Here is a 23,825-nt window from a genome sequence, read left to right as displayed (position 1 = left end):
GTTCACTGGCGTTCACTCATGGGGGGACAAGATATGGCAATTGCCAGCCCGCCATCGAAATTTACACTTCAGTGGCTTGTGAAAAAATATGAAGCTTCTGCAGCGTTTAAGGCGCTAGCGCCAAGCACTCAGCGCACGCGGTCCAATATCCTGAAAGCAGTTTGCGAAACAGGCGGCAAAATGCTGGTTTCTCAGGTCACGCGCAATACCATCGCTGCCGGGCGCGACAGGCGCGCCGACACCCCACTCGCCGCAATAAATTTCATGAAGGTAATGGGTTACCTTTTCGAATGGGCGGTGGATGCAGGAATTGCCCGCGCCAATCCGGTTAGGGACGTGAAGCGACCGAAAGCGAAGGCTATAGGTCATACACCTTGGACATATGAAGACGTTTCCAAGTTCTACGACAAGCACATGCCGGGAACGTTGGCGGGCCTCGCGATGGATTTGCTTCTGTTTACAGGCCTGCGTCGATCAGACGTTTATCGCCTTGGCCCGCAACACATCCGTAATGCTGTGGTCGAGCTTAGGGCGCAGAAAAACGATGAGCCGCTTTTCATCCCGGTACACCCTAGCCTTCAGAAGTCGATAGATGCTTGCTCGATAAGCCACATGGCGTTCCTGACTACGCCAGTACAAGGACGACCATTCAAGAGGGAATCATCTTTCGGCAACTGGTTTGCTGAAGTGTGCGACGAGGCGGGAGTATCAGGGCGCGCCCACGGCTTACGCAAACTACTGGCCCAGATCGTGGCGGAAAGCGGAGGCAGCAATGCCGAACTGAAGGCGCTTTTCGGCTGGACGACCGATGCCATGGCGGTGCATTACATAAAGAATGCGAACGCAAAAAAGCTGGCTCAATTCGGCGCGAAGAAACTAAAGAAGAACATGCCATCCCCTCTCCTAGAAACCAAAGCCCCACACCTTAAAAAAGTTGAGCTTTTTCAGTCGGTTATAAGAGGAGAACTGTCATGTGACACGATATTTGGCCTTTGGGTTCAGTATAACCCATTGAGAATCCTAAGGTCAAATTCTGCCAGTTCCAGTTTGATTGCCTTTTTTGCCACGATATTTTACCCGTCATATTCTTAAGTGTCGCAAGTCTTGGGATTTTCGCGACGGCTTGACGAATCGGCACTTGACCTACAATGTTCTCTCGGCGTGGCCTGCGCCCAACCTCCTAGACCTTCCCCAGCATGGTCTTGAACGGAGGCAAAGGGACTTCCGTCTCGGGCCGCTTGTCTTGGTCCGATCGTGCCGGATGGGTTGCTGGGGAACTGTGTCCGGGACGTGAAAGGCCAGATCATGCCCCAAAACGGAAATCTTAAGCGCCGTGTGCGTGCCCGTGCTGCCAAAACCGGCGAATCTTACACGGCAGCTCTCCAACATATCCGCCAACCTCCGGACGAGCCTGCGATCCGTTCAATACGGATGGCGGTAGCCCAAACATCCCTTTTCAATGATCCGCGTGACGTTGCGGCGCTTCATGCCAGTGGAGCGGAGATGCGCCGCCTTATGCGTGACGCCCATAAAGCCGGGGCTCGCCTCTTACATTTCCCGGAAGGGACAACCTGCTGGCCACATAAACGGATCATGTCCGAAATCGGACCGAGCGAAATCGGCCCGTCCGATTGGACGCGCTTCGAATGGGGTGTTTTGCGTGAGGAACTGGAAGCGACCAGAGGACTTGCGAGCGAGCTTAAACTTTGGACGATATTCGGCTCTGTTCATGAGCTGTCCTCGCCGCATCGGCCGCACAACAGCCTGTATGTCGTTTCCGATCGTGGGGAACTGGTGACGCGCTACGATGAGCGCCTGCTATCCAACACGAAAATCTCGTTTATGTACTCGCCGGGGAAGACACCCGTGACTTTTGAGGTGGACGGTTTCCGTTTCGGCTGTGCGGTCGGCATGGAAGCGCACTATCCCGAAATATTCATCGAATACGAGCAGCTTAATGTCGATTGCGTACTGTTCTCGACAGCAGGAGAAACCGCTTCTGGTGCTCCGGCATTTGCTGCTGAGGTATTGGGGCATGCTGCAAGCAATACCTTTTGGGTCAGCTTTTCAACTCTCGCACCCCAGAGCACGGCTGCTCCTTCGGGCAATGCTTCGGTGGATGGTCAGTGGGCAGCGCAGTGCCCTATGAACGGGTTACCCGCTATCGCTGTCGCGGATATCAAAACCAACCCGGAGGGTCTTGCGCGGCCGTGGCGGAGAAAAGCTCGCAGCGATCTCTACACTCCTCACCACATAGAAGGTGATCCAAGAAGTGATGGCAGAAACCTATTTTAGCTGATCATCAATGATCGGGGCCGGCCTTCGGCCCCGACAACATGTTCATGTCGCGGAAATCCAAAGTTTCGCGACAAAATCGGCGGCACCGAATTTTTCAGGGAAAATTCTGTCGCAAAAGACGTGTGCAAAAGTCAGGCTTGCGGGACTTACTTTTGCACACGTCGCGGCCCGGAATCCGGGCCGCTGCGAACGTGATGCAGGTTTCAGGAATTGCCCGACAAAGTCATTAGCTCGAAAATTCTATTGGTTTCATCCTCGTTCCGAATCGATCCCACCGACCCCTGACAAAGCACGAGATCGCTTTTTGGTCCGCATCGTGATCGTGAAAGCCAGTGAGCGTTATACCTAGCGGGAGGAAGACGATGAAGCCGGCCACCTCAAATGTATCGGCCCTGCCGCTGTGTGCCCATAGCATTTCAAGTACGTCTTTCTCGGAGGACAGAAACAGATCTTCTGATCCGTATTTTACTGGCTCGCTGGCGTCTGGTGAAAAGCTGATTTCAACCAATGAATTTTGCTCGAAGATGACTACAGGCCTATCGGGTCCAAATAGGTAGCGGGCCGCATTCGGGGGGCTGCGCTTGATCACAGGATGCGTTCCCATGATGCCCTCAACCTCTGGCGGGGACATTCCAAACCGCAAAGGACCTGCTCCACCATACCCATCAATTTGCCAAACCATCAACGAACCTTAACTGGCCAGAAGCGGCCATTCCGAATCCTTTTCCTGTCGCAAAATTTCCACAACCTGCGACACGCTCTGCCATCGTAACATGTTCGATTTGTAATGCTTCGATCAACCCGGTGAGCGAAGGGAACGGGATCGGAAGTCGACCGTGGACGAAATCTATACGCTGAGTTTGCGTTGCAGTTTCGGACCGACGCAGAGGGAATGATCGTTGAGAAAGGTCAGAGATGCTGACCCAAGGGCAACATAGTGGCCAAAAAAGGCCAAATATCGTGTCATTCGACAAGAACGAAAGAGTGGTGATCCCGACAGGATTCGAACCTGTGACATTCAGCTTAGAAGGCTGACGCTCTATCCAACTGAGCTACGGGACCTCTCCTTTCGAAAAAGATCGAAGATATTTCAATTTGCACAGGGCTTTGCCAGCAAAGCCCTGCCGAATTATCGCATTGCCCGGCCTGAAACAAGTGTCAGGCTAAACAGGCAATCAATGCACCTCAATGCGTCCAGGGCATCGTCCGGTCGAAGCGGAAATTGTCCGAGTAGGAAACCTTGCGGCGCTTCGGCTCATTCGGTTCCGTAATGCGATAGGCGATGCCATTGCGCTTTGCATAATCGACTGCTTCTTCCTGCGTGGCGAAGAACAGACGAATCTGGCTCTTCATATCACCTGAAGAAGTGTAGCCCATCAAAGGCTCGACCATACGCGGGCTTTCCGGTTCATATTCCAGAAGCCATTGGTCTGTCTTAGCCTGACCGGACTGCATTGCCGTCTTAGCTGGACGGTAAATACGTGCAACCATTTGAAGAACCCTGAACTACTCTCTTGCCCCGCTGGGGGAGCTGAAAATCCACCAAGCCAATAGTTTACACGGGAATGCATGTCAACGCGATAAAGACGCACGCCACAGCCTGTGCCGGGGCGTTCAAATATCGACCATTTCAAATCTTGGGGAAGATGGTCGGAGCGGCAGGATTCGAACCTGCGACCCCCTGATCCCAAATCAGGTGCGCTACCAGACTGCGCTACGCTCCGTCGCTTTCAAGCGGTGCGGCTTCACTAGATAATCCAAAGAGATAAAGCAAGAGCAAATTTGCCAGTTTGTGTTTTTTCCATTCAATAAAAAAAGGATGACGCATTTTTGTGGTCATCATGTTCTGCGGAACCAAATCACGCGCGCGAACGTTCCCACTTCACCATCAACCAGCTGGAGACTGAATGTGAATAGAAACGGGCTTTATCTGATTATTGGCGCGCTGATTGTCGTGACTGCGGGTCTTGCGGTTTATGTCTATCGTGAAGAGACTAAACCCGCCGGGATTGAGATGAAAATCGGAGAAGGTGGTGTTTCCATTCAGGAAAACTGAAATCAGCAAGACGTTATAAACATATAAACCGATTAAGATTTCAAACGCTTACGCTTTGTGATGCAACGTTTCGGACTTCGCCATGTTATTTGGGGCACCAGATAAAACGGAGGACCGAAATGGGTATCCAGACTGTTTCCGACGAGCTTTATCGTCGTCATGAACGCGAATGGGCAGAGTTGCGCAACGCAGTTGAAGCAAGCGAAGCCAACCAACGGCAGCAGGAGAAGGCTTCAGGCCAAACCTCTTGCGATGACAAGACGTCTGGGCACCAGTAAGTCTTCACCAATCCACCTTGAAACGCCGCGAAAGCGGCGTTTTTTGTTTCCGCTTCGTCGTTCCAGCCGTTCGCGCCCGATGCTGCGGTAACCAAATGCGAAGGAACAATTGGTAGCGTCTCCCCATCGCGATTCGAAGAGGAGACAGACGATGGCTGCACGGAAACGCACCACCCGCTCGCCCAAGCGCTCCACAAAGCGCTCGGCCAGGTCGTCGGGCAAGTCATCCGGCTCGTCCACTCCCATGCTCGCGCTTGCCGCAATCCTCGGCCTTGGTGCTTTCAGCCTGTGGGCAACCTCGCAGCACAAGAGCCCGCAAGCCGCGATCACAGCCCTGTTCCAGCGCCCCGCTTCCAAGCCGAACACACAGTCATCTGCGAGAGCCGAGCCAAAGGCGACCGTCACCAGCAAAGCACCCGAGAACAAGGCCCCCGAGAACAAGGCGTGGTCGAAGGATTATGGCGCTGCCGTCGGCCCTGTGCCGCGTCCATCGGCGCCCGTTATGGCACCCGCACCGCAAAAGCCGGTACAGCAGGCAGCAATCCAGACCGCCACCCCGCCCCGCCCCACAAATCAGGTTGTCGTGTCCCCACCAGCCGCTGCACTGCGCTCCATGCCGCCGCGTGGCGTCAACACTCCCGCAAGCTCGCCTTCGGTGATTTATGCCAAGGCGCGACTCACCATCCATAAGAATGCGTGGGACAAGTCGCCATCCATCGGCGTCGTGGAAAAAGGCCGTGAGATGCGCTCCTATGGAAAGACCGGACGCTGGCATCGCGTGATCGTCCCGAAGACGAACATGATCGGCTGGGTGCATGAAGATCAGCTTATCGGTGGACGCAACAAGCCTGACAGTGCAAGCCTTATCACCGGCTCGATTGCCAGGAAGACGCAAACTGCAACGGCAGCCGCACCAAAACAGGCTCCAAATCCAGCGCATTCACGCATGGAGCCGCCCAAAGCTGTCGGCCAGAAAAACTAGAGCTGCTCCGGTTAAAACGGAACCGCTCTATCTCTTTGTTTTTACGCTTGTCTTTATCCCAAAAACCGGTTCCCACTTTTGGGAGACATGCTCTAATCCAGACCACGCGCCATTGCTTCGAGCTGCCGATCGCCCGGCAGATAATCGAATCCTGCTTCAATCAGTGATGAACTGTCTGCGACCAGATCACCATAAAGCTGGTCGTAGAGACCGCTTTTGCCCGCTGCCGATAGCAGGAGCCGCATGAAGACCGGTGGAACGGGTACAAGACGCAAAGGCTTTCCCAAGGCAGCACGCAGCTTCGTCACGAGTTCTTTTGTGGAGCGCGGTTGCGGCTCAGCAAGATGAAACACCCGCCCGGCAACCTTTTCGGCAGGCGCCACGCTTAAAAATGTCAGCGCATGGGCGACGTTTTCAAGCGACACGAAACTGCGCCTGTTGTCTGCCAGACCGAACGGCAACGGCAATCCGCTGTTGCAGAGCTTCATCAAGGCTTTCAGGTTCGCCCGCGCTCCGGGACCGTAAACGAGAACCGGGCGCGCGATGACGATCTCGATCCCGTTGATTTCGCGCAGATCGGCTTCCGCCTTCGCCTTGGCACGGCCGTAATCATCACGCGGCTTCAGTGGCATGTCCGGCCTCAGCGGCGACGGGTTTCCCACAATCGTATAGATCGTGGATACAAACACGAAGCGCTTTACGCCGGCGGCTTTTGCCTTGGTGGCGAGTTCCACGGCCAGTCGATGATTGACCGCATTGAATGTATCGGCATCCGGTCGTTCTGCGCCAGTGCGGTGAGCAAGTGCTGCACAATGAACAACCGTTTCAACACCTGAGAAATCTGGATCAGACAGTTCATTCCGGGACAGAGGCAGGACTTCATGCCCTTCCCCGATTAGCACTTGAGTGAGTGCGCTTCCGATAAAACCACCCGCTCCGGTGACCGCTATCTTCATCCTCAGCGTTCCGGCTGTTCGCTGCCCGCCAGAACCTGAGCGGCAAGCGTGCGCGTGATGCGGCTTTTCTGCTCAAGTGCCGCCCGGTCAAGCTTGTCGACGATCTGGATCGCAGACAGAAGCGAGCGCTCGATCCGGCTCACCAGATAGGCGACGACATGCGGCTCGACGCTTACCTGCCGGTCCGCGAAGAGTTTGTGAATAACGCCGGAAAGCAGCAGATCGTCCGGTTCCGAAATTTCCACGACGGTTGCAGCCTTGAGGCGCGAGGCAAGATCGGGAAGCTTTACGTTCCAGTTGGCTGGCCACAGACGGGAGGTCATGAGCAGGGAAGGCCCAACCCCCTGAGCCGCATTCTGCCGAACGCTGTTGATGAGATGGAAAAGTCCGGTTTCATCGAAAGGCGCAGCACCTATATCGTCGATCAGCACCGGATATTCGGCAGCGCCGTTTACAGCTTCCTCGGTAATGTTCGTGGGGTCTACCAGAAGTGCACCTGTTCCGGCGCGCCAGATTTCCGCCAGATGCGTCTTGCCTGATCCCGTCGGCCCGGCAAGGATCGTGACAGGCGACAGCCAGTTCGGCCAGCGATCGATAAGATCGACAGCGGCACGGTTAGAACCCGTGACGATCATGTCTTCCCGATGATAACCGGGCTGATGCTCAAGATTCAACGGAATCTGGCGCGGTGCCTCACGCATCGCGGCCTCCTGCAAATCCCGTTTCAAACCTTGTCCGGTTACGACCCAATCTCATTTCTCTTTGCCTGCATTCTCGCCTGCCTCGATCAGCGGCCCGGCGTCGGGGTTTGGCTGATGGTAGGCAGGATCATACATCGGTGAATGGAGATAGCTATTCAATGCGAACCGCACAAGCACCCCGACTGCAGCCGCTGCGGGCACTGCCACCAGCATTCCTGTAAAGCCGAACAGCGAGCCGAAGGCAAAAAGAGCGAACATAAGCCAGACCGGATGAAGCCCCACGGACGAGCCGACGAGCTTCGGCTGGAGGATGTTTCCTTCCACAAACTGACCAAGGAAAAACACACCCGCGACGGCACAGATCATGATCCAGTCAGGCCAGAACTGGACCAGCGCCACACCGATGGCGAGCGCCAGACCAACAAAGGAACCGATATAGGGAATAAAGCTGATGAGACCGGCAAAAAAGCCGATCAACAGGCCGAAATTAAGTCCGGTCAGCGTGAGACCGATGGCGTAATAGGTTCCCAGAATGAGACAGAGCGTTCCCTGCCCGCGAATGAAACCGGCGACGGCGGCATTCATCTCGCGGGCGATGCGGCGCACGGTATGAAGCTGGCGGCGCGGCACCCATGAATCGATGCTGCTGACCATGCGGTCCCAATCCAGAAGCATGTAGAATGCAACCACCGGAGTGACGACGAAAAGCCCCGCAATATCGATCAGCGATTTCCCCGAATTCCACAGGGATTGAAGCAAGGTCGACATGAACCCGGCGCCCTGCTGGAGCAGAGAACTCAGATTCTGCTGAATGACCGAACTGTCAATACCGATATATTTCTTCAGCCATTGCGAATCTTCGTTTGCCAGAAGCGACTGAAGTTGTGTGATGTAGTCTGGAATTTTAGAAATGAAGTCAGCTAGCTGGGTTGCCAAGATCGGCACAATAATCATCAGGCCGACTACCAGCGCCATCAGGAAGATGAGCAGGATGACGATTGTGGCCGTAAGCCGGGACAAGCCGAAACGTTCCAGCCTGTCTGCGACAGGGTCGAGGAAATAGGCCAGCGCCATGCCCGCAACAAAAGGCAACAGCACTGAACTGAATACGATCAGGAACAGAACGAAGACCGCGACGGTCCCCACCCAGAACATCGCCTGACGGCGCACCGAAGAGCCGGTCAGCGCGCCGACTTCCACATTGACGTGGATATCACCATCCCGAACTGTCGCTTCCGACTGACGGATCGTTCGGCTGGCGCTCGTGCGCGTGGGTGTCGGTTTCTTGACCATGTGCATCTATTTCCAGGAAACGAATTGGATAGAGCCAGTCCTGATAGCAGAATGGCGTTACGGATATCTTAGTGCGAACGGGAACAAGTTAGAACGGTTACTGAGGATTGCAATGTCTGTGCGAAAAGCCTGACGAAACACAACCTTCTATCGAGTTATGGACGGTGCTTTACGATTTCAGGCAGAATCCTGCACTGTTTCGCTCTTTTCGAGCTTTGTGGCCTTGCAGGCAGCGCCGTCTCGTGCCATTGCGCGCACATTCTCTGTTTATCGCATTTTTCTTGAGCAAAACCGTTACACGCTTTTGCCGAAAATGCATTAAACAGCTGCGTGGATAAGCACCCAATTTCAGGAGCAGGCCATGACCATGGAAAATAAGCCCGCCGATAAGCCTGTTGGCCAGAACGGCCTGACCTATGCGCAGGCTGGTGTCGACATCGATGCCGGGAACCTGATGGTCGAGAAGATCAAGCCGCTCGTGCGCTCCACGCGCCGCCCCGGTGCGGATGGCGAGATCGGCGGTTTTGGCGGGCTGTTCGACCTCAAGGCTGCTGGCTTCAAGGATCCGGTACTCGTTGCCGCCAATGATGGTGTCGGCACCAAGCTGAAGATCGCCATCGATGCCGACAAGCACGACACGGTGGGCATTGATCTTGTTGCCATGTGCGTCAACGATCTCGTCGTTCAGGGTGCTGAACCGCTTTTCTTCCTCGACTATTTTGCGACCGGCAAGCTTTCGCCGGATCAGGGTGTCGATATCGTTGCGGGTATCGCAGAAGGATGCCGACAAGCCGGTAGTGCACTGATAGGCGGTGAAACCGCTGAAATGCCCGGCATGTATCGCGACGGCGATTATGATCTTGCCGGTTTCGCGGTTGGTGCGGCTGAACGCGACCGTCTGCTGCCGCGTGGCGATATCGCCGAAGGTGATGTCATACTTGGCCTTGCTTCGTCCGGTGTTCATTCCAACGGATTTTCACTGGTACGCCGCATCGTTGAACTCTCCGGCCTCGGCTGGAAGTCCGATGCCCCGTTCCAGCCGGGCGCAACACTCGGTGAAGCGCTGCTCACCCCAACACGCATTTATGTGAAGCCTCTTCTTGCCGCAATCCGCGCTTCAGACGGTATCAAGGCGCTGGCCCACATCACCGGCGGCGGTTTTCCCGACAATATTCCGCGCGTCCTGCCGGAAGGTCTCGCTGCCGAAATCGATCTTACGTCGATTTCCGTTCCGGCGGTCTTCTCCTGGCTTGCCAAGACGGGCGGCGTCGAGCCGAACGAAATGCTGCGCACATTCAATTGCGGCATCGGCATGATTGCCGTCGTGAAGCCTGAAAAGGTCGAGGAAGTCGTGGCTGCCCTTGCCGCTGAAGGCGAAAAGGTTGTCACGCTCGGCCAGATGGTGAAGCGTGAAAAGGACGGCGTCGTCTACAAAGGCACGCTTTCGCTATGAGCCGCAAGCGGGTCGTCATCTTCATTTCGGGCGGCGGCTCCAATATGGAGGCGCTGATCCGCGCTGCGCAAGCCGCCGATTTTCCGGCGGAAGTGGTGGCGGTCTTTTCCGACAAGGAAGAAGCTGGTGGCCTTGCCAAAGCAAAGGCTGCCGGTATTGCGACACAGGTTTTCAAGCGCAAGGACTTTGCCTCGAAGGATGAGCATGAAGATGCCATTCTGGACGCGCTCGCCGCGTTGAAACCGGATATGATCTGCCTTGCTGGCTATATGCGCCTCTTGTCGGGCCGCTTCATTGCTCCCTATGAAGGCCGCATCCTCAACATTCATCCTTCCCTGCTCCCGCTTTTCCCTGGACTGCATACCCATCAGCGCGCGCTGGATGCGGGCATGAAAGTCGCAGGCTGTACCGTTCATCTGGTCACGGAAGAGATGGATGAAGGTCCGATTCTGGCCCAGGCGGCGGTGCCGGTACATGTTGGCGACGATGCCGAAGCGCTCGCAGCCCGCGTTCTCAAAGCCGAGCATCAACTTTATGCATTGGCTCTTCGCAAATTTGCCGATGAGCAAAACGGCCAGCCGGATATGGCCGATGCGATGGTTTTGAGCGCCTGATGGCGCTCTTTCCATGTTCAACCGCGGCAAATTAATCACAGACGAAGTTTTTTGTTAATAAAACTTTAATTTCCCGCAAAAAGCTCTAATTCCCCTTCGTAACGGAACTTGCTTCGGCAAATCTCGTTAAGGGACGTGTAAGCGTCTCTTTCAATGTGTGTTTTAGAAGAGGACAAGGACATGTCTCTCCGTTTTTCGACTTCCTTCCTTTCGGCAATGGCCGTCATTTCAGGCATTGCGGTCACGGCTCCAGCCATTGCTGCCGACTACGTAGCTCCTCCCGCTTCGGGTCGCACCCAGCCGCGCTCGGAAGTCGGCACGCTGTCCTGCGATATCTCCCCTGCCATCGGCGTCATCATCGGCAGCCAGCAGGATGTGGACTGCGTATTCAGCCCAGCCCGTGGACGTGGTCCGGCTGAGCGTTATACAGGGACGATTACCAAGCTCGGTATCGATGTCGGCTTCATCAATGGCGGTCGTGTCGCCTGGGCTGTGTGGGCTCCGACCGTTCGTCCCGAAGGCGCTCTTCAGGGCCGTTATGTCGGCGCATCTGCCAATGCCGCGATCGGCGTCGGCTTCGGCACCAACATCCTGACCGGCGGTTCGTGGAAGACGATTTCGCTTCAGCCGATCTCGCTTCAGGGCCAGCGTGGCCTGAATGCAGCTGTGGGCGTTTCCAAGCTGAAGCTGCGTTACGCTGGCTAACGAGCAGCGCGAATAAACAACAACGCCGGGGCGTATATAGTTTATATATGCGCCCGGCGTTGTTGGATAAATATTTATGAGTTTATTTTTCGAATCCAGATCTTGGTATCGTGCACCGCCAGCCCGCCATAGGGTGCGGCAGGTTCAGCGCCGATCAATATATTGATCCCCTCGCCGCGCTCGAATGTCGAATTCGGGAAAATGCCCTCCGACACCGCGACACCACGCTTTTGCCCGGCACGCAGCGCGGCATGAAGCACCAGCTCGCCACGATGATTGCCTATCTCGATCCGCTCGCCATTCTCGATGCCAAGCTCAGCCGCGTCATCAGGATGAATAAGCAATTCTGGCCGGATTTCCTTGGCGAGCGATGTCGGCGTCTCGGCAAAGGTCGAATTCAGGAAGTTATGCGCCGGTGAGGTCGTCATGCGGAAGGGATGCTCGGCATCCGCCGTTTCGATCACTTCCCAATGGTCTGGAAACTCCGGTATCGACTGGAAGGGCCCCTGCAGCCCCATGATTTCCGGCGGCTTGTTCGGCGACGGGCTTCCAGTCCAGTCGGGTCGGAAGCGGAATTTGCCATCCGGCCATTTGAAACCATTGATATAATGCGCTTCTTCGAAGGGCGGCTGCAGATCGACAAAGCGCTTTTCCTTCAATTCGTCGAATTGCGGCAGGTCGCTATTGGCATTCATGTTGTCGATCAGCGTGCGCTCGTCGAGATCAAAACCCGGCAGATGCGCAACGCCGAGACGTTTCGCCAATTCGTTGATAACGAAAATATTCGGGCGCGCATCGGCAAGAGGCTCGATCAGCTTCGGTCCCAGAACCACATGCTGCTGTCCACCGCCGCGATAGATATCATCATGCTCAAGGAATGTCGTCGCAGGCAGGACGACATCGGCCATCTTCGCCGTATCGGTCATGAACTGTTCGTGCACTGCAACGAAAAGATCCTCGCGCGCGAAACCTTTGCGAACCAGCCTCTGTTCCGGCGTCACATTCATCGGGTTGGTGTTCTGGATCAGCATCGCCATGACGGGTGGGCCGCCATAAAGAGCCTCACTGTCACCGGTGAGAATACGACCGATCTTCGACTGATCGAGAAAACGAAGACCTACATCCTGCATGGCGCGACCTTCGATCTCGCGCTTGTCCATCTTGAAGATGCCTGAGTTCGAGTGGAATGCACCACCGCCTTCATAAAGGAAAGCGCCTGTCACACAGGCAATCGAAGAAGCTGCGTGCATGTTCACCGCGCCGTTGCGCTGGCGGGTGAAACCATAGCCGAGACGGAAATAGGTGCGCTTGGTCTTGCCGACGAGATGGGCAAATGCCTCGATCTCTTCGACGGACAGGCCGGTGATGGCGGCTGCCCATTCCGGTGTCCGGGTTTGAAGATGCGCTTCCAGTCCTTTCGGATCATCGGTGTAGCGCTCCAGATAATCCCAGTCTGCAAGGCCATCACGGAACAGCACATGCATGACCGCGCAGGCAAAGGCGCCATCCGTACCCGGTTTCAGCACAATGCCCATATCCGCCTGCCGGACGGTCGCATTGGCGTAAACATCGATGACGACGATCTTTGCGCCGCGTTCCTTTCGCGCCCGAACCGCGTGGGTCATCACATTGACCTGCGTGGCGGCGGCATTGGTGCCCCAGATCACCACCACATCTGCCTTTGCCATTTCACGCGGATCGGGACCGGTCAGGCTTCCTGTTCCCGCAAAATAGCCAGTCCAGGCCATATTGGTACAGAAACTGTCGAACTGGTTGGAATAGCGCTTGGCGAAACGCAGACGATTGATCGAGTCGCGCTGCACCAGCCCCATCGTGCCAGCATAGTAATAGGGCCAGACGCTTTCGCTGCCAAACTCATGCTCGGCTTTCAGGAAGCGCTCGGCAATGAGATCAAGTGCTGCTTCCCATGAAGCTTCCTTCCATTGCCCCGCGCCTTTCGCACCGGCACGAACCAGCGGATGCTTGAGGCGGTCGGGATGATGGACACGCTCGGCATAGCGCGCGACCTTGGCGCAGATGACGCCAGCCGTGTAGCTGTTGTCCTTTGCCCCCCGCACACGCCCTATGGTGCGCTCATCGAGGATTTCGACATCGAGTGCGCAAGTTGACGGACAGTCGTGCGGGCAAGCCGAATGACCTGTTTTGATGTTCGAGATGGGAACGTGCTGGTTCATGTTACTTTATTATCTCAAGCCACTTCGCACAGAAACGAATTTCTGCCGGAAGATTGTCACTGTGACGAAATAAATTTTCACGACAGGCGGAGCGAAATCGCACCAAGAACGATAAGACCGGCAGCGATGAAACGCGGCAAGCCAACCTTTTCCTTCAATACCACAGCCGAGATGAGTACGCCGAAGAGGATAGCCGTTTCGCGAAGCGCCGCCACGACGGCAATCGGAGCCATGGTCATCGCCCAAAGTGCCAATCTGTAAGAACCGAGGGTTCCGACACCGCCAATCATGGCCGGTCGCCAGTGATTGCGCAGATATTGGATAAACCTGTTCGGTTCACGATAAAGAGCCCAGCCTGCCAGCGGCATGGCGTTCATCAGGAATAGCCACAGCGTATAGGAAATCGGTGCGCCCGAGACACGAACACCGAGGCCATCAATGATCGTATAGCTTGCGATGAAGCCCGCATTCGCGAGCGCAAGCAGCGCCGTGCGACTTGAGGCGCCACGATTTCTGCGGCGGGCATCCAGCGCCATCGCAAGAACACCGGAACAGATCAGCACGATCCCAAGCCAGCTTTGCCAGCCCATAACCTCGCCGACCAAGGGGGCACTCACCAACGCCACCAGCAAGGGCGGCGTGCCGCGCATAATCGGATAGGCTTCGCTCATGTCGCCCGATTTATAAGCCGCGGCCACGAGCGACATGTAGAATACCTGCGTGACGGTTGAAGCAACTATGTAGCCCCAGCTTGCCGGGTTCGGCAGTGGCAAGAATGGCAGGATAAAAAGAGCAATCAAACCGGCTGCACCGGTTACACTGGCTGCGCCGAAGAACTTGTCTCCGCTTCCCTTTACAATTGCGTTCCAGCTCGCGTGGAGAAACGCGCCAAAGAGGACGATCAGAAGGACGCCACCAGACATTTCGGGACTCGACTCAAAGCTACAGAGCGGATGATGAAAGTTGTATGTCACATTTGTGACAGGAGAGATATTGCAGGAACGACGCAGACCTGGGTCTTTTTGGATATCACTGCCTCTTGCCGAAAACTGGCCGACATGAAACAAGCGCAACCATGAATTATCGTCACGCCTATCACGCCGGAAATTTTGCGGATGTCGTCAAGCACGTCATCCTGACGCGCCTCGTCGAGTATCTGAAACGCAAGGATCAAGCCTTTCGCGTCATCGACACCCATGCAGGCATTGGCCTCTACGACCTGAAGGGTATCGAAGCAGGCAAAACCGGCGAGTGGACGGGCGGTATCGACCGCATCATGGACGCGGTGAAGAAAGGGCAGATCGAGCAGCCCGCGCTTGAACTTCTGGAGCCCTATCTCGCTGCTGTCCGTGCGGTCAACAACGGTGAAAAGCTTCGCCATTATCCGGGTTCGCCGCTTGTCGTCCGGCATTTGCTGCGCAAGCAGGATCGCCTGTCCGCACTGGAACTGCATCCGCAGGACTCCACCAAGCTGGCGAAACTTTTCGACGGTGATTATCAGGTCCGCGTGACGGAGCTCGACGGCTGGCTTGCGCTGGGCGCCCACCTTCCGCCCAAAGAAAAACGCGGCATGGTTCTGGTTGACCCGCCTTTTGAAAAGGATGGCGAATTCGATCGTCTGGTCGACGGTCTGGCCAAGGCCTACAAGCGCTTCGGCGGCGGCATCTATGCACTGTGGTATCCGGTGAAAGATCGCAAGGAAACAGAACGGTTCACCCGGCAGCTGCGGGAAACCGGCATTCCAAAGATCATGCAGATTGAGCTTGCGATTCGTGCACCGTCCGCTGAACCACGCCTCGATGGCACCGGCATGATTGTCGTTAATCCGCCCTATACACTCGAAAGTGAGATGCAAACCCTGCTTCCCTGCCTTACCAAGCTTCTGGCCGAGGAAAAAGGGAGCAATTTCAGCATCAAGTGGGTGCGCAGCGAGACGGATCGCACTTGACCCGCGCGAATTGCTGACAGAAACTGCGCCTCAACGCTTCGGCTATCACAGATTAGAGCGGGTGCGAGCTCGCAATTTGGGACAGGACAGAGATATGCAACGAACCCTGGAACGTATCGGACAGTATTCACGCGCAGCCCTGTTTGCTGCGTCTGTCCTTCCCCTGACGCTTGTGTCTCTGCCGGCCAGTGCCGCAGACTATCTCACTCCTGCTCCAGCAGGCGTTGCCGATGCAGGCGCTTGCAGCCAGCAGAGCGTTTTGCGCTCGGTGGTTTCCGATTTTGGCTATCAGGTACGTCATGTCCCGAACCTGCCGCAGGTCGGTATTTCGGCGATGAGCGATGTTCAGCTGACACGCTATGAGCCGAAGACCAATCCGGCCCAGATCGAACGTACCTATTGCAAGGCAACCGCCGTTCTGACCGACGGTCAGTACCGTTCGGTCTGGTATATGGTCGAAGAAGGTCAGGGCTTTGCCTCGATGGGCCGCAACGTCGAATTCTGCGTCGATGGTTTCGACCGCTGGTATGTTTACGACGCGAGCTGCCGCGTTCTTCGCTAGTGTCTGCTCCAAAAGTCGCCATGCCGGTCTGCAAATGGCAATTTGTCTGCGTTCCGGTGCTCACGTACCTTTAAGTACGCTCCGCTCCGGTACTCGAAAATCACCATTTTCGCCTCGGCCTGTCGCTTTTTGATTCAGACACTGAAGCCTTGAGCAACGATTGAGTGGAGGGCATATGCTGCGGAATTTTGGTGCAGCTGCGTTTACGTTGCTCGCAGCGGCAGTTGCGAGTGTTTTGGCAGTCGCACCAAGCCATGCTGATGACGTTGCGGGCGAGTTCGACTTCTACGTCCTCGCCCTCTCCTGGTCGCCGAGCTATTGTGCCTCCGAAGGCCCCCGCGCCAACAAGCAGCAATGTGGAACCAACCGTCCTTTCGGTTTCGTGGTGCATGGTCTCTGGCCACAGAACGAATGGGGCTATCCGGCGAACTGCCAGTTCGACAATGCCCGCAGTCGGGGCAGCTATGTGCCTCGTCCAATCATTTCCCGCCTGTCGGATATCATGCCTTCTGCCGGTCTTGTCGCTTATCAATGGCGCAAACACGGCAGTTGTTCGGGCCTGTCGCAGGACGAATATTTCTCAACGCTGCGTAACGCTTTCGATCAGGTCAACATTCCGCCCAGCCTGCGCAATCTGGCGAGTGGTCGGCGTGTTGATCCCCTTCTCGTCGAAAAAGCCTTTATCGCAGCCAATCCCGGCATGAAGCCGGACGGAATTTCGATAAGCTGCAAGCGGAACTATCTTCAGGAAGTTCGCATCTGCATGACAAAAGACCTGCAATACCGCGCTTGCGGTCAGGTCGATGCCAATGCTTGCCGAAGCCGCTCCGTCATGATGCCCGCCACGCAATAAACTTTACATATCCGGTTTAGGAACGAACGATGACACAGATTCTCTATTCGCCTGCTTCGCCCTACAGCGCGAAGGTGCGCATGGCCGCTCACTATGCTGGCATTCCGTTTGAAAGCGTCGTCGTCAACACCTCGGCGGAACCGGAGAACCTCATCCATGCCAATCCGCTCGGAAAAATTCCGACGCTGGTGACGGATGATGGCAAATCGGTTTTCGACAGCCGTGCAATCATCCAATATCTGAACCGGGTTTCGGGTAACAAGCTCTTCCCGCGTAATGCCGAAAAGCGCACCGATGCAGAGCGCTATGAAGCCATTGCCGACGGTCTCTGCGACGTGCTTCTGGCACATGTCTATGAACGCCGTATGCGTCCCGAAGAAAAGATTCATCAGCCCTGGCTCGACCTGCAATGGCGCAAGGCTGAACGTGCGCTCGATCTTCTGAACGAAGCACCGCCACGTCTGGCGGGCAAGCTGCATGGCGGTCATATCGCTGTCGCCGCCACGCTGGGCTATCTGGCGCTGCGCTTCGAGGGCAAATGGGAACGTAACCGTCCCAAGCTCAAGCGCTGGATGAAGCGCTTTCAGGAAGTGCATCCGGAATTGACTGAACTGCTGCCGCGCGGCTGATCGGTCTGGAAAGAAAAAACCCCGGATTTTCCGGGGTTCTTTTTTGCGGCCTATTGCTTGTTGTCGAGCGCCTGCAATATCCGATAGGCAGCCTTTACGCGCTCATCGATCGGATAATTCCGGTTGGCAAGCAGAACAATTCCGATCTTCTTCGCAGGAATAAAGGCCGCATAAGCGCCAAAGCCGTTGGTTGAGCCTGTCTTATTGATCAGCACATCAGCTGACGGTTGGCGAGGTGTATCGAATTTCTCGATTTTGTGCGACTTCAGCGCCATGTCCGACGAATTGCCGGCAAGAAGTGTCTTGAGCGCAGTCGGATAGTTGTAGAACTCCCAGCCAAGTCCCTGATTGTTCGCTCCGACATGGTAGTAACCGGTATGCGTTGCGGCGACGGCTTTCTGGAAATCAGGCTCCAGAGATGAGCTGTCGATGTTCAGTTCGACGAAGCGGGCAAGATCAAGCGCGGTGGTCTTGATGCCATAGGCTTGTGCATCCAGCGCCCCGCCCGATACCCGGATCGGCTTGTTGGCTTTGGAATAGCCGTAGGCGTAGTTCTTCATCTGGCTTTCCGGCACATTGATGAAGGTGTTCTTCAGGCCGAATGCAGGCAGAAGCTTTTGCTCCATCAAAACGTCGAACGGCTTGTCCATGCTTCGTGCCGCCAGATAGCCGAACAGGCCGATGCTGGGATTCGAATAGCGACGCTGCGTCCCTGCCGGGTAATCGGGTTTCCAGTTCTTGAAATATGCCAGCATCGAACTGTCATCGGTGACAGCATCGGGAAACTGGAGGGGCAATCCGCCCGGCGTGTAGGTCCCAAGATCAAGCATGGTGATCTTGTCGAAGCTGCTGCCTGCCAGTTCAGGAGCCCATTTGGTCGCGGGATCGGACTGGGAGAACGCGCCCGTCGCCAGCCCGTAGCCGCCAAGCATTGCAGTGAAGGTCTTGCTGACCGAGCCGATTTCGAAAAGCGTGTTTTTGTCTACTTTCTGTCCGCTTTCCTTCGATGCCACACCATAACCGAAGAAGTGGCTCTTGCCGTCGATGGTTATGGCAACCGCCATGCCGGGGATTTTCTGCTCGGCCATGAGCGGGCGCACCGTTTCATCGACAATACGGCGCAAGTCGCCATCATTCACCTTGCTCGCAGCCAGCGCGCTGTTATTCGGGATAATAGCGGCAGTGGTGAGGAAACCGATCAAAAGTGTCGTAGATTTTCTCATGACAGATAAATAAACCTCATGATTATGCGTTCCGCTGCATCTTTCTCAAGACATAGCCGGTATTGCGCGGTCCATTATATTGAAGCCCGCTTTGCGGGATATAAGCCTTTCAGTCCCAGCTTATATACGATGCTTGCGCTGGCGCGACAAACGACGTTATCTAGCACTTGGCATTAGAAAAATTTGAGGCAACATGGTTCGACCGCATCTCCCGCTCAATTCCCTGCGCGCCTTCGAGGCATCGGCGCGCCACCTGAGCTTTACGAAGGCCGCGATTGAACTTTGCGTCACGCAGGCAGCTGTCAGCCATCAGGTCAAGAGCCTCGAAACCCGTCTGAACGTGACATTGTTCGAGCGCCTGCCCCGCGGGCTGATGCTGACGAGCGAAGGAGAAACGCTGCTTCCCACATTAAAGGACGCATTCGACAGGATTGCCGGAACGCTAGAGCGTTTCGAAGCGGGGCATTATCGGGAAATCTTGCGTGTGGGTGCTGTCGGCACCTTGGCCGTCGGCTGGCTACTGCCACGTTTGCGCGATTTTCAGAATCGCTACCCGTTCATCGATTTGCGGCTTTCGACCAACAACAACCGGGTGGACATTGCGGCGGAGGGACTGGATTACGCGATCCGTTTCGGGAGCGGCGCGTGGCACGGCATCGACGCAACCCGATTACTGGAAGCGCCCCTGTCGCCACTTTGCATCCCGGAACTGGCGTGCGAATTGCGAACACCTGCCGATCTCGCACGACATACTTTGCTGCGCTCCTATCGTGCCGATGAATGGACGCAGTGGTTTGTGGCAGCAGGCGTCACGGGCGACATGCCCCTGCCGCGAAGCATCATGTTCGATTCGTCGCTCGCGATGATGGAAGCCGCCATGCAGGGAGCGGGCATTGCGCTTGCCCCGCCACTGATGTTCTCCCGGCAATTGCTGTCGGAAACCATTGTCCAACCGTTCGAGACGACGGTGACGATGGGCAGCTACTGGCTGACAAGGCTACAATCGCGGACGGAAACGCAAGCGATGGCCGCATTTCGCGACTGGCTGACAGATGCCGCGAACAACTGAGCTAAACAGCGCAACAAAAAACCGGGCAGTTGCCTGCCCGGTTTTCCGTGTTCAATTATCAGATAATTAGAACTTGTAGCCAACGCCGACGCGGATGTCGTGGGTGTCGAGCTTGTTACGAACCGATTCGTTGCCGAGGTCGTAGGTCTTGTTACCGAACTGGGTGTAGCGGTATTCAACGCGGCCCAGGATGTTGTCCGTGAGCTTAGCTTCCAGACCGGCACCAGCAGTCCAACCAACGCGGAACTTGCTTTCGTCGTCAAAGCCGTTGTCGAGCTTGACCTGCGAACCGGCAACACCAGCCGTGATGTACGGCATAACCGGGTTCAGGTCGTAGCCGAGACGTGCACGCAGCGAGCCTTCGAAGCCCTGCTTAACTTCCAGACCATCCTTGGTCTTCTTGGCCCAGGAGTAGCCGGCGTCGCCTTCAACACCGTATACGAACTGGTCCTGCTGGAAGTTCCAGCCAGCGTAAGCGCCAGCCTTCATATCGTCAGGCTTAACGGTGCCTACGGTGTCGGTCTTGGCCTTGTTCCAGCCGTAGCCGAGGTACAGACCGGTGTAGCCACCAGCCCAGCTGTACTGCGGAGCCATTTCGACCGGAGCCGGAACAGGAGGCTGTTCCTGAATGGCATCAGCAGCGAAAGCAGTCGCAGAGAACGGCAGCAGCGCAGCCGAGGCGATTACGAGAGACTTAAGAGTGCGCATAGCATTCTCCTTACACAAATTACCTTTAGCGCGGTCCCTTATCGGGCGGGCGATGTTGGGAGCAAATCGTCCATGCCGCGCTGACAGGATCGACATATCGGCGGTAATTGCGGCACGAAATGCCCGCTTCTGTGGAGAGAACCTGACGAGAACATGGCAAAAATACGATGTTGCATTATCGCAACGCCGAATTCAGCCACCTATATAGTGGGATAACGTCGATTGCAGTGACGGCAACGCGCGGCGAAGTGACACGAAGCCGCTGAAATCTCTACAAATTTGTCAGTTGTGAACATTGCAGGCGCTGTTTTTAGCTGCAATCTTCCGACCGAAATGGCATGAAATCGATTGAAGAATCTCGATAAGAAAGTGTTTACCGTGTTGAACGATCAAGAGCCTCGCCTGCTTGCTAAATGCCCGGTTCTGGTCACCGGCGGCGCACGGCGCATTGGGAAGGCAATTGTCGAAGACCTTGCCGCCCATGGCTTCCCGGTCGCCATACATTATAATCACTCCATCGATGAAGGCGCCGCCCTTGCAGCGTCCATAAATGAACAAGGCGGCAAAGCCTGTGTCGTGCGCGCGGACCTTTCGTCCGAATCTGATATTCGCAATCTTGTGCAAGATGCGTCGCGCCAGATCGGGCCGATCCAGCTCCTCGTCAATAATGCATCGCTCTTTGAAGATGACCGTATCGGCCAACTGGACATGACGCTGTGGGACAAGCACTTTGCCATCCACCTCAAGGCGCCTGTCCTGTTGGCTGAAGAAATGGCAAAAGCCCTGCCCGATGGTGAAGAAGCGCTTGTCGTCAATGTCATCGACCAGCGCGTCTGGAAGCTCAATCCGAACTTCTTTTCCTACACGCTTTCAAAGACGGCCCTCTGGAATGCCACCCGAACGATGGCACAAGCGCTTGCTCCGCAGATTCGGGTCAATGCAATAGCACCTGGTCCAACATTGCCGAGCGAACGGCAGAAGCCAGGCGATTTCGAACAGCAGGTCGAGAAACTTCTTTTGCAACGTGCGCCGGAATTGTCGGAATTTGGGCGTACTGTTCGCTATTTCTGGGAAAGCCGCTCCGTCACCGGCCAGATGATCGCACTTGATGGCGGACAGCATCTGGCGTGGGAAACCCCGGATATTGCAGGAATCACCGAATGACCGGAAACCGCAAGAACAATGAGGATGCCGTTGCAAACCTGCCGTCAGATGACGAGCAGGATGTGGCCGGTATTATCATTGGTGATGCGGAAACCGACGATGATGACGAGACGGACGATATAGTCGACGCTCCTGCCTCGCCGTCCGCTGCCGATTCCATTCAATGGGATTCTTCGGATGGCCTGCCGGACATTGAAGGCCTGAGCGGTCAGGACATCATCAATGCTTTCGTGAAGCGCCTGCCGAACAATCCGGGCGTCTATCGCATGTTCAACAGCGATGGTGACGTGCTCTATGTCGGCAAGGCACGCAATCTCAAGAAGCGCGTCTCCAATTATGCGCGCGGGATCGGCCATTCGAATCGCATCACCCGGATGATCCGCGAAACGGTGACGATGGAATTCGTCGTCACCCGGACGGAAACCGAGGCCTTGTTGCTGGAAGCAAATCTCATCAAGAGATTGCGTCCGCGCTTCAACGTGCTGATGCGCGACGATAAGTCGTTTCCCTATATTCTCCTGACTGGCGACCATCGGGCACCCGGCATTTTCAAGCATCGCGGTGCACGGTCCCGCAAGGGAGACTACTTCGGCCCATTCGCCTCTGCCGGTGCTGTCGGTCGCACGATCAACGCGCTTCAGCGCGCCTTTCTGTTGCGGACATGCACGGATTCGGTTTTTGAGACACGCACCCGTCCCTGCCTTCTCTTTCAGATCAAGCGTTGTTCCGGCCCCTGCACGCACGAGATCAGCGATGAGGACTATGCCGAACTCGTCAACGAGGCCAAGGCGTTTCTGTCCGGCAAGAGCCAGTCGGTAAAAGACCACCTTGCAACGGCAATGCAAGCCGCATCGGCTGATCTCGATTTCGAACATGCAGCTGTTTACCGGGATCGCCTGGCTGCGCTTTCACACGTCCAGTCACATCAGGGTATCAATCCACAGACGGTCGAAGAGGCTGACGTTTTCGCCATCCATCAGGAAGGCGGCATGACCTGCATTCAGGTTTTCTTCTTCCGTACCGGCCAGAACTGGGGCAATCGCGCCTATTTCCCCAAAGCGGACAGTTCGCTCGGCCCGGCAGAGGTTCTGGGGGCATTCCTGTCCCAGTTCTATGACGACAAGCCGTGTCCACGGCTGGTTCTCTTGTCCGAAACGGTTGAGGAGCAATCGCTTATTGCCGAAGCGCTCTCGACGCGCGCGGGCCATAAGGTGCAGGTCAACGTTCCACAGCGCGGCGAGAAGAAAGACCTTGTCGATCACGCCCTGACCAATGCGCGAGAAGCGCTTGGACGGCGGCTTGCAGAAACATCGTCACAGGCGCGCCTGTTGCAAGGCATGGCTGAGACCTTCGGCCTGTCCCAATCCCCGCGCCGCATCGAGGTCTACGATAACTCGCATATCATGGGCACGAATGCCGTCGGAGGCATGATCGTCGCCGGGCCGGAAGGCTTTGTCAAAAACCAGTACCGGAAGTTTAATATCCGCTCGACCGACATTACGCCGGGCGACGACTTCGGCATGATGCGCGAGGTTATCGAGCGGCGCTTCTCACGGCTGGTCAAGGAGCATGGCACGCCGGAAGAGCCCGCTGACGCAGAAGTAACCGATACATTTCCCGCATGGCCCGATGTCATTTTGATCGACGGCGGTCAAGGCCAGGTCGGTGCGGTCAGGCAAATTCTCGGGGAGCTTGGAATCAGCCATCTCGTCAATGCAATCGGTATTGCCAAGGGCGTCGACCGTGAAGCGGGGCGCGAGCGTTTCTTCGTGGAAGGCAAACAGGCCTTCACGCTGCCGCCGCGCGATCCTGTACTTTATTTCATCCAGCGCCTGCGCGACGAAGCGCACCGGTTTGCCATCGGCACACACCGCGCCCGTCGCAAGAAGGAAATGGTCAAGAATCCGCTCGATGAAATTGCGGGAATCGGCCCATCGCGCAAGCGTGCCCTGCTGCACCATTTCGGGACTGCAAAAGCGGTTTCCAGAGCCGCGGTTGCCGATCTGATGCAGATCGAAGGTATCTCGGAAGCCATGGCCAAGACGATTCACGATCATTTTCGTGACAGATGACGCAATTTTGTCCGGGATTTATGCACAAGCGTCATTAGGTCCCGGCAGAACATATTCGCAGGTGTT

At 56.0% G+C, this 23,825-nt stretch carries 23 protein-coding genes and 2 tRNA genes; 15 read left to right on the top strand and 10 right to left on the bottom strand.

Annotation, left to right across the window (positions count from 1 at the left end):
• The first annotated feature begins 33 nt into the window (after positions 1–33).
• Both LJ361_RS03820 and LJ361_RS03815 read left to right on the top strand, forming a co-directional pair.
• Positions 34–1,092: a tyrosine-type recombinase/integrase gene (locus LJ361_RS03820; RefSeq protein ID WP_105529142.1), complete on the top strand. Its 1,059-nt coding sequence runs from the start codon at positions 34–36 to the stop codon at positions 1,090–1,092.
• Positions 1,093–1,305: 213 nt separating this feature from the next.
• Positions 1,306–2,295, top strand: a complete 990-nt coding sequence (locus LJ361_RS03815; RefSeq protein WP_264813573.1) for a carbon-nitrogen hydrolase family protein — start codon at positions 1,306–1,308, stop codon at positions 2,293–2,295.
• A 988-nt stretch (positions 2,296–3,283) separates the two neighbouring features.
• Here LJ361_RS03815 and LJ361_RS03810 read toward each other — a convergent pair.
• The 3 genes from LJ361_RS03810 to LJ361_RS03800 form a co-directional block, all read right to left on the bottom strand.
• Positions 3,284–3,360 (bottom strand) — tRNA-Arg (locus LJ361_RS03810).
• A 123-nt stretch (positions 3,361–3,483) separates the two neighbouring features.
• Positions 3,484–3,789 (bottom strand): ETC complex I subunit, encoded by a 306-nt coding sequence (locus LJ361_RS03805; RefSeq protein ID WP_010661699.1) that lies wholly within the window; start codon positions 3,787–3,789, stop codon positions 3,484–3,486.
• Between the two features lie 156 nt (positions 3,790–3,945).
• Positions 3,946–4,022: transfer RNA gene (locus LJ361_RS03800), tRNA-Pro, on the bottom strand.
• A 185-nt stretch (positions 4,023–4,207) separates the two neighbouring features.
• Here LJ361_RS03800 and LJ361_RS03795 point away from each other — a divergent pair.
• The 3 genes from LJ361_RS03795 (at position 4,208) to LJ361_RS03785 (ending at position 5,614) form a co-directional block, all read left to right on the top strand.
• Positions 4,208–4,354, top strand: coding sequence for a hypothetical protein (locus LJ361_RS03795; RefSeq protein WP_191192414.1), 147 nt, complete (start codon positions 4,208–4,210; stop codon positions 4,352–4,354).
• 119 nt (positions 4,355–4,473) lie between these two features.
• Positions 4,474–4,632 carry a hypothetical protein gene (locus LJ361_RS03790; RefSeq protein ID WP_010661697.1) on the top strand — a complete coding sequence of 53 codons (159 nt, stop codon included), beginning with the start codon at positions 4,474–4,476 and terminating at the stop codon, positions 4,630–4,632.
• Positions 4,633–4,783: 151 nt separating this feature from the next.
• Positions 4,784–5,614, top strand: a complete 831-nt coding sequence (locus LJ361_RS03785; protein WP_036585749.1) for a hypothetical protein — start codon at positions 4,784–4,786, stop codon at positions 5,612–5,614.
• A 92-nt stretch (positions 5,615–5,706) separates the two neighbouring features.
• Here LJ361_RS03785 and LJ361_RS03780 read toward each other — a convergent pair whose 3' ends face one another.
• From LJ361_RS03780 to LJ361_RS03770, 3 genes are read right to left on the bottom strand one after another with little or no spacing between them, the layout of a single operon-like run.
• Positions 5,707–6,570 (bottom strand): NAD-dependent epimerase/dehydratase family protein, encoded by an 864-nt coding sequence (locus tag LJ361_RS03780; protein ID WP_010661695.1) that lies wholly within the window; start codon positions 6,568–6,570, stop codon positions 5,707–5,709.
• A gap of 2 nt (positions 6,571–6,572) precedes the next feature.
• Positions 6,573–7,271 carry a DnaA regulatory inactivator HdaA gene (hdaA, locus tag LJ361_RS03775; RefSeq protein ID WP_010661694.1) on the bottom strand — a complete coding sequence of 233 codons (699 nt, stop codon included), beginning with the start codon at positions 7,269–7,271 and terminating at the stop codon, positions 6,573–6,575.
• A gap of 51 nt (positions 7,272–7,322) precedes the next feature.
• Entirely contained in the window at positions 7,323–8,564 is a 1,242-nt protein-coding gene (locus tag LJ361_RS03770) for an AI-2E family transporter (protein WP_029376318.1), read from the bottom strand.
• A 361-nt stretch (positions 8,565–8,925) separates the two neighbouring features.
• Between LJ361_RS03770 and purM the strand changes: the two genes are divergently transcribed.
• From purM to LJ361_RS03755, 3 genes are all read left to right on the top strand, one after another.
• Positions 8,926–10,017: a phosphoribosylformylglycinamidine cyclo-ligase gene (gene purM / locus LJ361_RS03765; RefSeq protein WP_051517767.1), complete on the top strand. Its 1,092-nt coding sequence runs from the start codon at positions 8,926–8,928 to the stop codon at positions 10,015–10,017.
• On the top strand, positions 10,014–10,631 hold the full coding sequence (gene purN, locus LJ361_RS03760) for a phosphoribosylglycinamide formyltransferase (RefSeq protein WP_029925196.1): 618 nt from the start codon (positions 10,014–10,016) through the stop codon (positions 10,629–10,631). Before purM ends, purN begins: the two co-directional genes overlap by 4 nt.
• A 180-nt stretch (positions 10,632–10,811) precedes the next feature.
• The gene (locus tag LJ361_RS03755; RefSeq protein ID WP_010661690.1) at positions 10,812–11,336 is read left to right on the top strand and encodes a DUF992 domain-containing protein; all 525 of its coding nucleotides are present in this window, start codon (positions 10,812–10,814) and stop codon (positions 11,334–11,336) included.
• Between the two features lie 74 nt (positions 11,337–11,410).
• On the opposite strand, the gene LJ361_RS03750 is transcribed toward LJ361_RS03755, so the two are convergent.
• Positions 11,411–13,531, bottom strand: a complete 2,121-nt coding sequence (locus LJ361_RS03750; RefSeq protein WP_264812722.1) for a molybdopterin oxidoreductase family protein — start codon at positions 13,529–13,531, stop codon at positions 11,411–11,413.
• 77 nt (positions 13,532–13,608) lie between these two features.
• A complete protein-coding gene (locus tag LJ361_RS03745; protein WP_264812721.1) occupies positions 13,609–14,454 on the bottom strand; it encodes a DMT family transporter in 846 nt (281 codons plus the stop codon).
• A 152-nt stretch (positions 14,455–14,606) separates the two neighbouring features.
• Between LJ361_RS03745 and LJ361_RS03740 the strand changes: the two genes are divergently transcribed.
• The 4 genes from LJ361_RS03740 (at position 14,607) to LJ361_RS03725 (ending at position 17,523) form a co-directional block, all read left to right on the top strand.
• A complete protein-coding gene (locus LJ361_RS03740) occupies positions 14,607–15,479 on the top strand; it encodes a 23S rRNA (adenine(2030)-N(6))-methyltransferase RlmJ (RefSeq protein WP_010661687.1) in 873 nt (290 codons plus the stop codon).
• A 94-nt stretch (positions 15,480–15,573) separates the two neighbouring features.
• A complete protein-coding gene (locus LJ361_RS03735) occupies positions 15,574–16,041 on the top strand; it encodes a phage portal protein (protein WP_010661686.1) in 468 nt (155 codons plus the stop codon).
• 175 nt (positions 16,042–16,216) lie between these two features.
• Entirely contained in the window at positions 16,217–16,894 is a 678-nt protein-coding gene (locus tag LJ361_RS03730) for a ribonuclease T2 family protein (RefSeq protein ID WP_012092380.1), read from the top strand.
• Positions 16,895–16,923: 29 nt separating this feature from the next.
• On the top strand, positions 16,924–17,523 hold the full coding sequence (locus tag LJ361_RS03725; protein WP_010661684.1) for a glutathione S-transferase: 600 nt from the start codon (positions 16,924–16,926) through the stop codon (positions 17,521–17,523).
• Positions 17,524–17,573: 50 nt separating this feature from the next.
• On the opposite strand, the gene blaOCH is transcribed toward LJ361_RS03725, so the two are convergent.
• Complete coding sequence (gene blaOCH / locus LJ361_RS03720) at positions 17,574–18,746, bottom strand: OCH family extended-spectrum class C beta-lactamase (RefSeq protein ID WP_264812718.1); 1,173 nt, start codon at positions 18,744–18,746, stop codon at positions 17,574–17,576.
• Between the two features lie 193 nt (positions 18,747–18,939).
• Between blaOCH and gcvA the strand changes: the two genes are divergently transcribed.
• The gene (gene gcvA / locus LJ361_RS03715; protein ID WP_036585758.1) at positions 18,940–19,815 is read left to right on the top strand and encodes a transcriptional regulator GcvA; all 876 of its coding nucleotides are present in this window, start codon (positions 18,940–18,942) and stop codon (positions 19,813–19,815) included.
• Positions 19,816–19,881: 66 nt separating this feature from the next.
• Here gcvA and omp25 read toward each other — a convergent pair whose 3' ends face one another.
• Positions 19,882–20,523: an outer membrane protein Omp25 gene (gene omp25, locus LJ361_RS03710; protein ID WP_010661681.1), complete on the bottom strand. Its 642-nt coding sequence runs from the start codon at positions 20,521–20,523 to the stop codon at positions 19,882–19,884.
• A 348-nt stretch (positions 20,524–20,871) separates the two neighbouring features.
• Here omp25 and LJ361_RS03705 point away from each other — a divergent pair, with 348 nt between their 5' ends.
• Together LJ361_RS03705 and uvrC are read left to right on the top strand one after the other, a co-directional pair.
• A complete protein-coding gene (locus tag LJ361_RS03705) occupies positions 20,872–21,687 on the top strand; it encodes an SDR family oxidoreductase (protein ID WP_036585760.1) in 816 nt (271 codons plus the stop codon).
• Positions 21,684–23,759, top strand: a complete 2,076-nt coding sequence (gene uvrC, locus LJ361_RS03700) for an excinuclease ABC subunit UvrC (RefSeq protein ID WP_036585762.1) — start codon at positions 21,684–21,686, stop codon at positions 23,757–23,759. The genes LJ361_RS03705 and uvrC overlap by 4 nt, the downstream gene beginning before the upstream one ends.
• Positions 23,760–23,825: the final 66 nt, after the last annotated feature.

It is taken from the genome of Brucella sp. JSBI001 (genome assembly GCF_026014005.1).
GTDB classification, from domain to species: Bacteria; Pseudomonadota; Alphaproteobacteria; order Rhizobiales; family Rhizobiaceae; genus Brucella; species Brucella anthropi.
The sequence above is the reverse complement of the archived record's forward strand: the minus strand, read 5'-3'. Positions and strand labels throughout refer to the sequence as shown.

Bases quoted from the DNA above. Each gene is read 5' to 3' on its own strand.
- purM (WP_051517767.1), top strand. From the start codon at position 8,926: ATGACCATGGAAAATAAGCCCGCCGATAAGCCTGTTGGCCAGAACGGC.
- LJ361_RS03755 (WP_010661690.1), top strand. From the start codon at position 10,812: ATGTCTCTCCGTTTTTCGACTTCCTTCCTTTCGGCAATGGCCGTCATT.
- blaOCH (WP_264812718.1), bottom strand. From the start codon at position 18,746: ATGAGAAAATCTACGACACTTTTGATCGGTTTCCTCACCACTGCCGCT.
- LJ361_RS03735 (WP_010661686.1), top strand. From the start codon at position 15,574: ATGCAACGAACCCTGGAACGTATCGGACAGTATTCACGCGCAGCCCTG.
- LJ361_RS03780 (WP_010661695.1), bottom strand. From the start codon at position 6,570: ATGAAGATAGCGGTCACCGGAGCGGGTGGTTTTATCGGAAGCGCACTC.
- LJ361_RS03770 (WP_029376318.1), bottom strand. From the start codon at position 8,564: ATGGTCAAGAAACCGACACCCACGCGCACGAGCGCCAGCCGAACGATC.
- LJ361_RS03820 (WP_105529142.1), top strand. From the start codon at position 34: ATGGCAATTGCCAGCCCGCCATCGAAATTTACACTTCAGTGGCTTGTG.
- gcvA (WP_036585758.1), top strand. From the start codon at position 18,940: ATGGTTCGACCGCATCTCCCGCTCAATTCCCTGCGCGCCTTCGAGGCA.
- uvrC (WP_036585762.1), top strand. From the start codon at position 21,684: ATGACCGGAAACCGCAAGAACAATGAGGATGCCGTTGCAAACCTGCCG.
- LJ361_RS03745 (WP_264812721.1), bottom strand. From the start codon at position 14,454: ATGTCTGGTGGCGTCCTTCTGATCGTCCTCTTTGGCGCGTTTCTCCAC.
- omp25 (WP_010661681.1), bottom strand. From the start codon at position 20,523: ATGCGCACTCTTAAGTCTCTCGTAATCGCCTCGGCTGCGCTGCTGCCG.
- LJ361_RS03750 (WP_264812722.1), bottom strand. From the start codon at position 13,531: ATGAACCAGCACGTTCCCATCTCGAACATCAAAACAGGTCATTCGGCT.
- LJ361_RS03790 (WP_010661697.1), top strand. From the start codon at position 4,474: ATGGGTATCCAGACTGTTTCCGACGAGCTTTATCGTCGTCATGAACGC.
- hdaA (WP_010661694.1), bottom strand. From the start codon at position 7,271: ATGCGTGAGGCACCGCGCCAGATTCCGTTGAATCTTGAGCATCAGCCC.
- LJ361_RS03730 (WP_012092380.1), top strand. From the start codon at position 16,217: ATGCTGCGGAATTTTGGTGCAGCTGCGTTTACGTTGCTCGCAGCGGCA.
- LJ361_RS03740 (WP_010661687.1), top strand. From the start codon at position 14,607: ATGAATTATCGTCACGCCTATCACGCCGGAAATTTTGCGGATGTCGTC.
- LJ361_RS03725 (WP_010661684.1), top strand. From the start codon at position 16,924: ATGACACAGATTCTCTATTCGCCTGCTTCGCCCTACAGCGCGAAGGTG.
- LJ361_RS03815 (WP_264813573.1), top strand. From the start codon at position 1,306: ATGCCCCAAAACGGAAATCTTAAGCGCCGTGTGCGTGCCCGTGCTGCC.
- LJ361_RS03785 (WP_036585749.1), top strand. From the start codon at position 4,784: ATGGCTGCACGGAAACGCACCACCCGCTCGCCCAAGCGCTCCACAAAG.
- LJ361_RS03805 (WP_010661699.1), bottom strand. From the start codon at position 3,789: ATGGTTGCACGTATTTACCGTCCAGCTAAGACGGCAATGCAGTCCGGT.
- purN (WP_029925196.1), top strand. From the start codon at position 10,014: ATGAGCCGCAAGCGGGTCGTCATCTTCATTTCGGGCGGCGGCTCCAAT.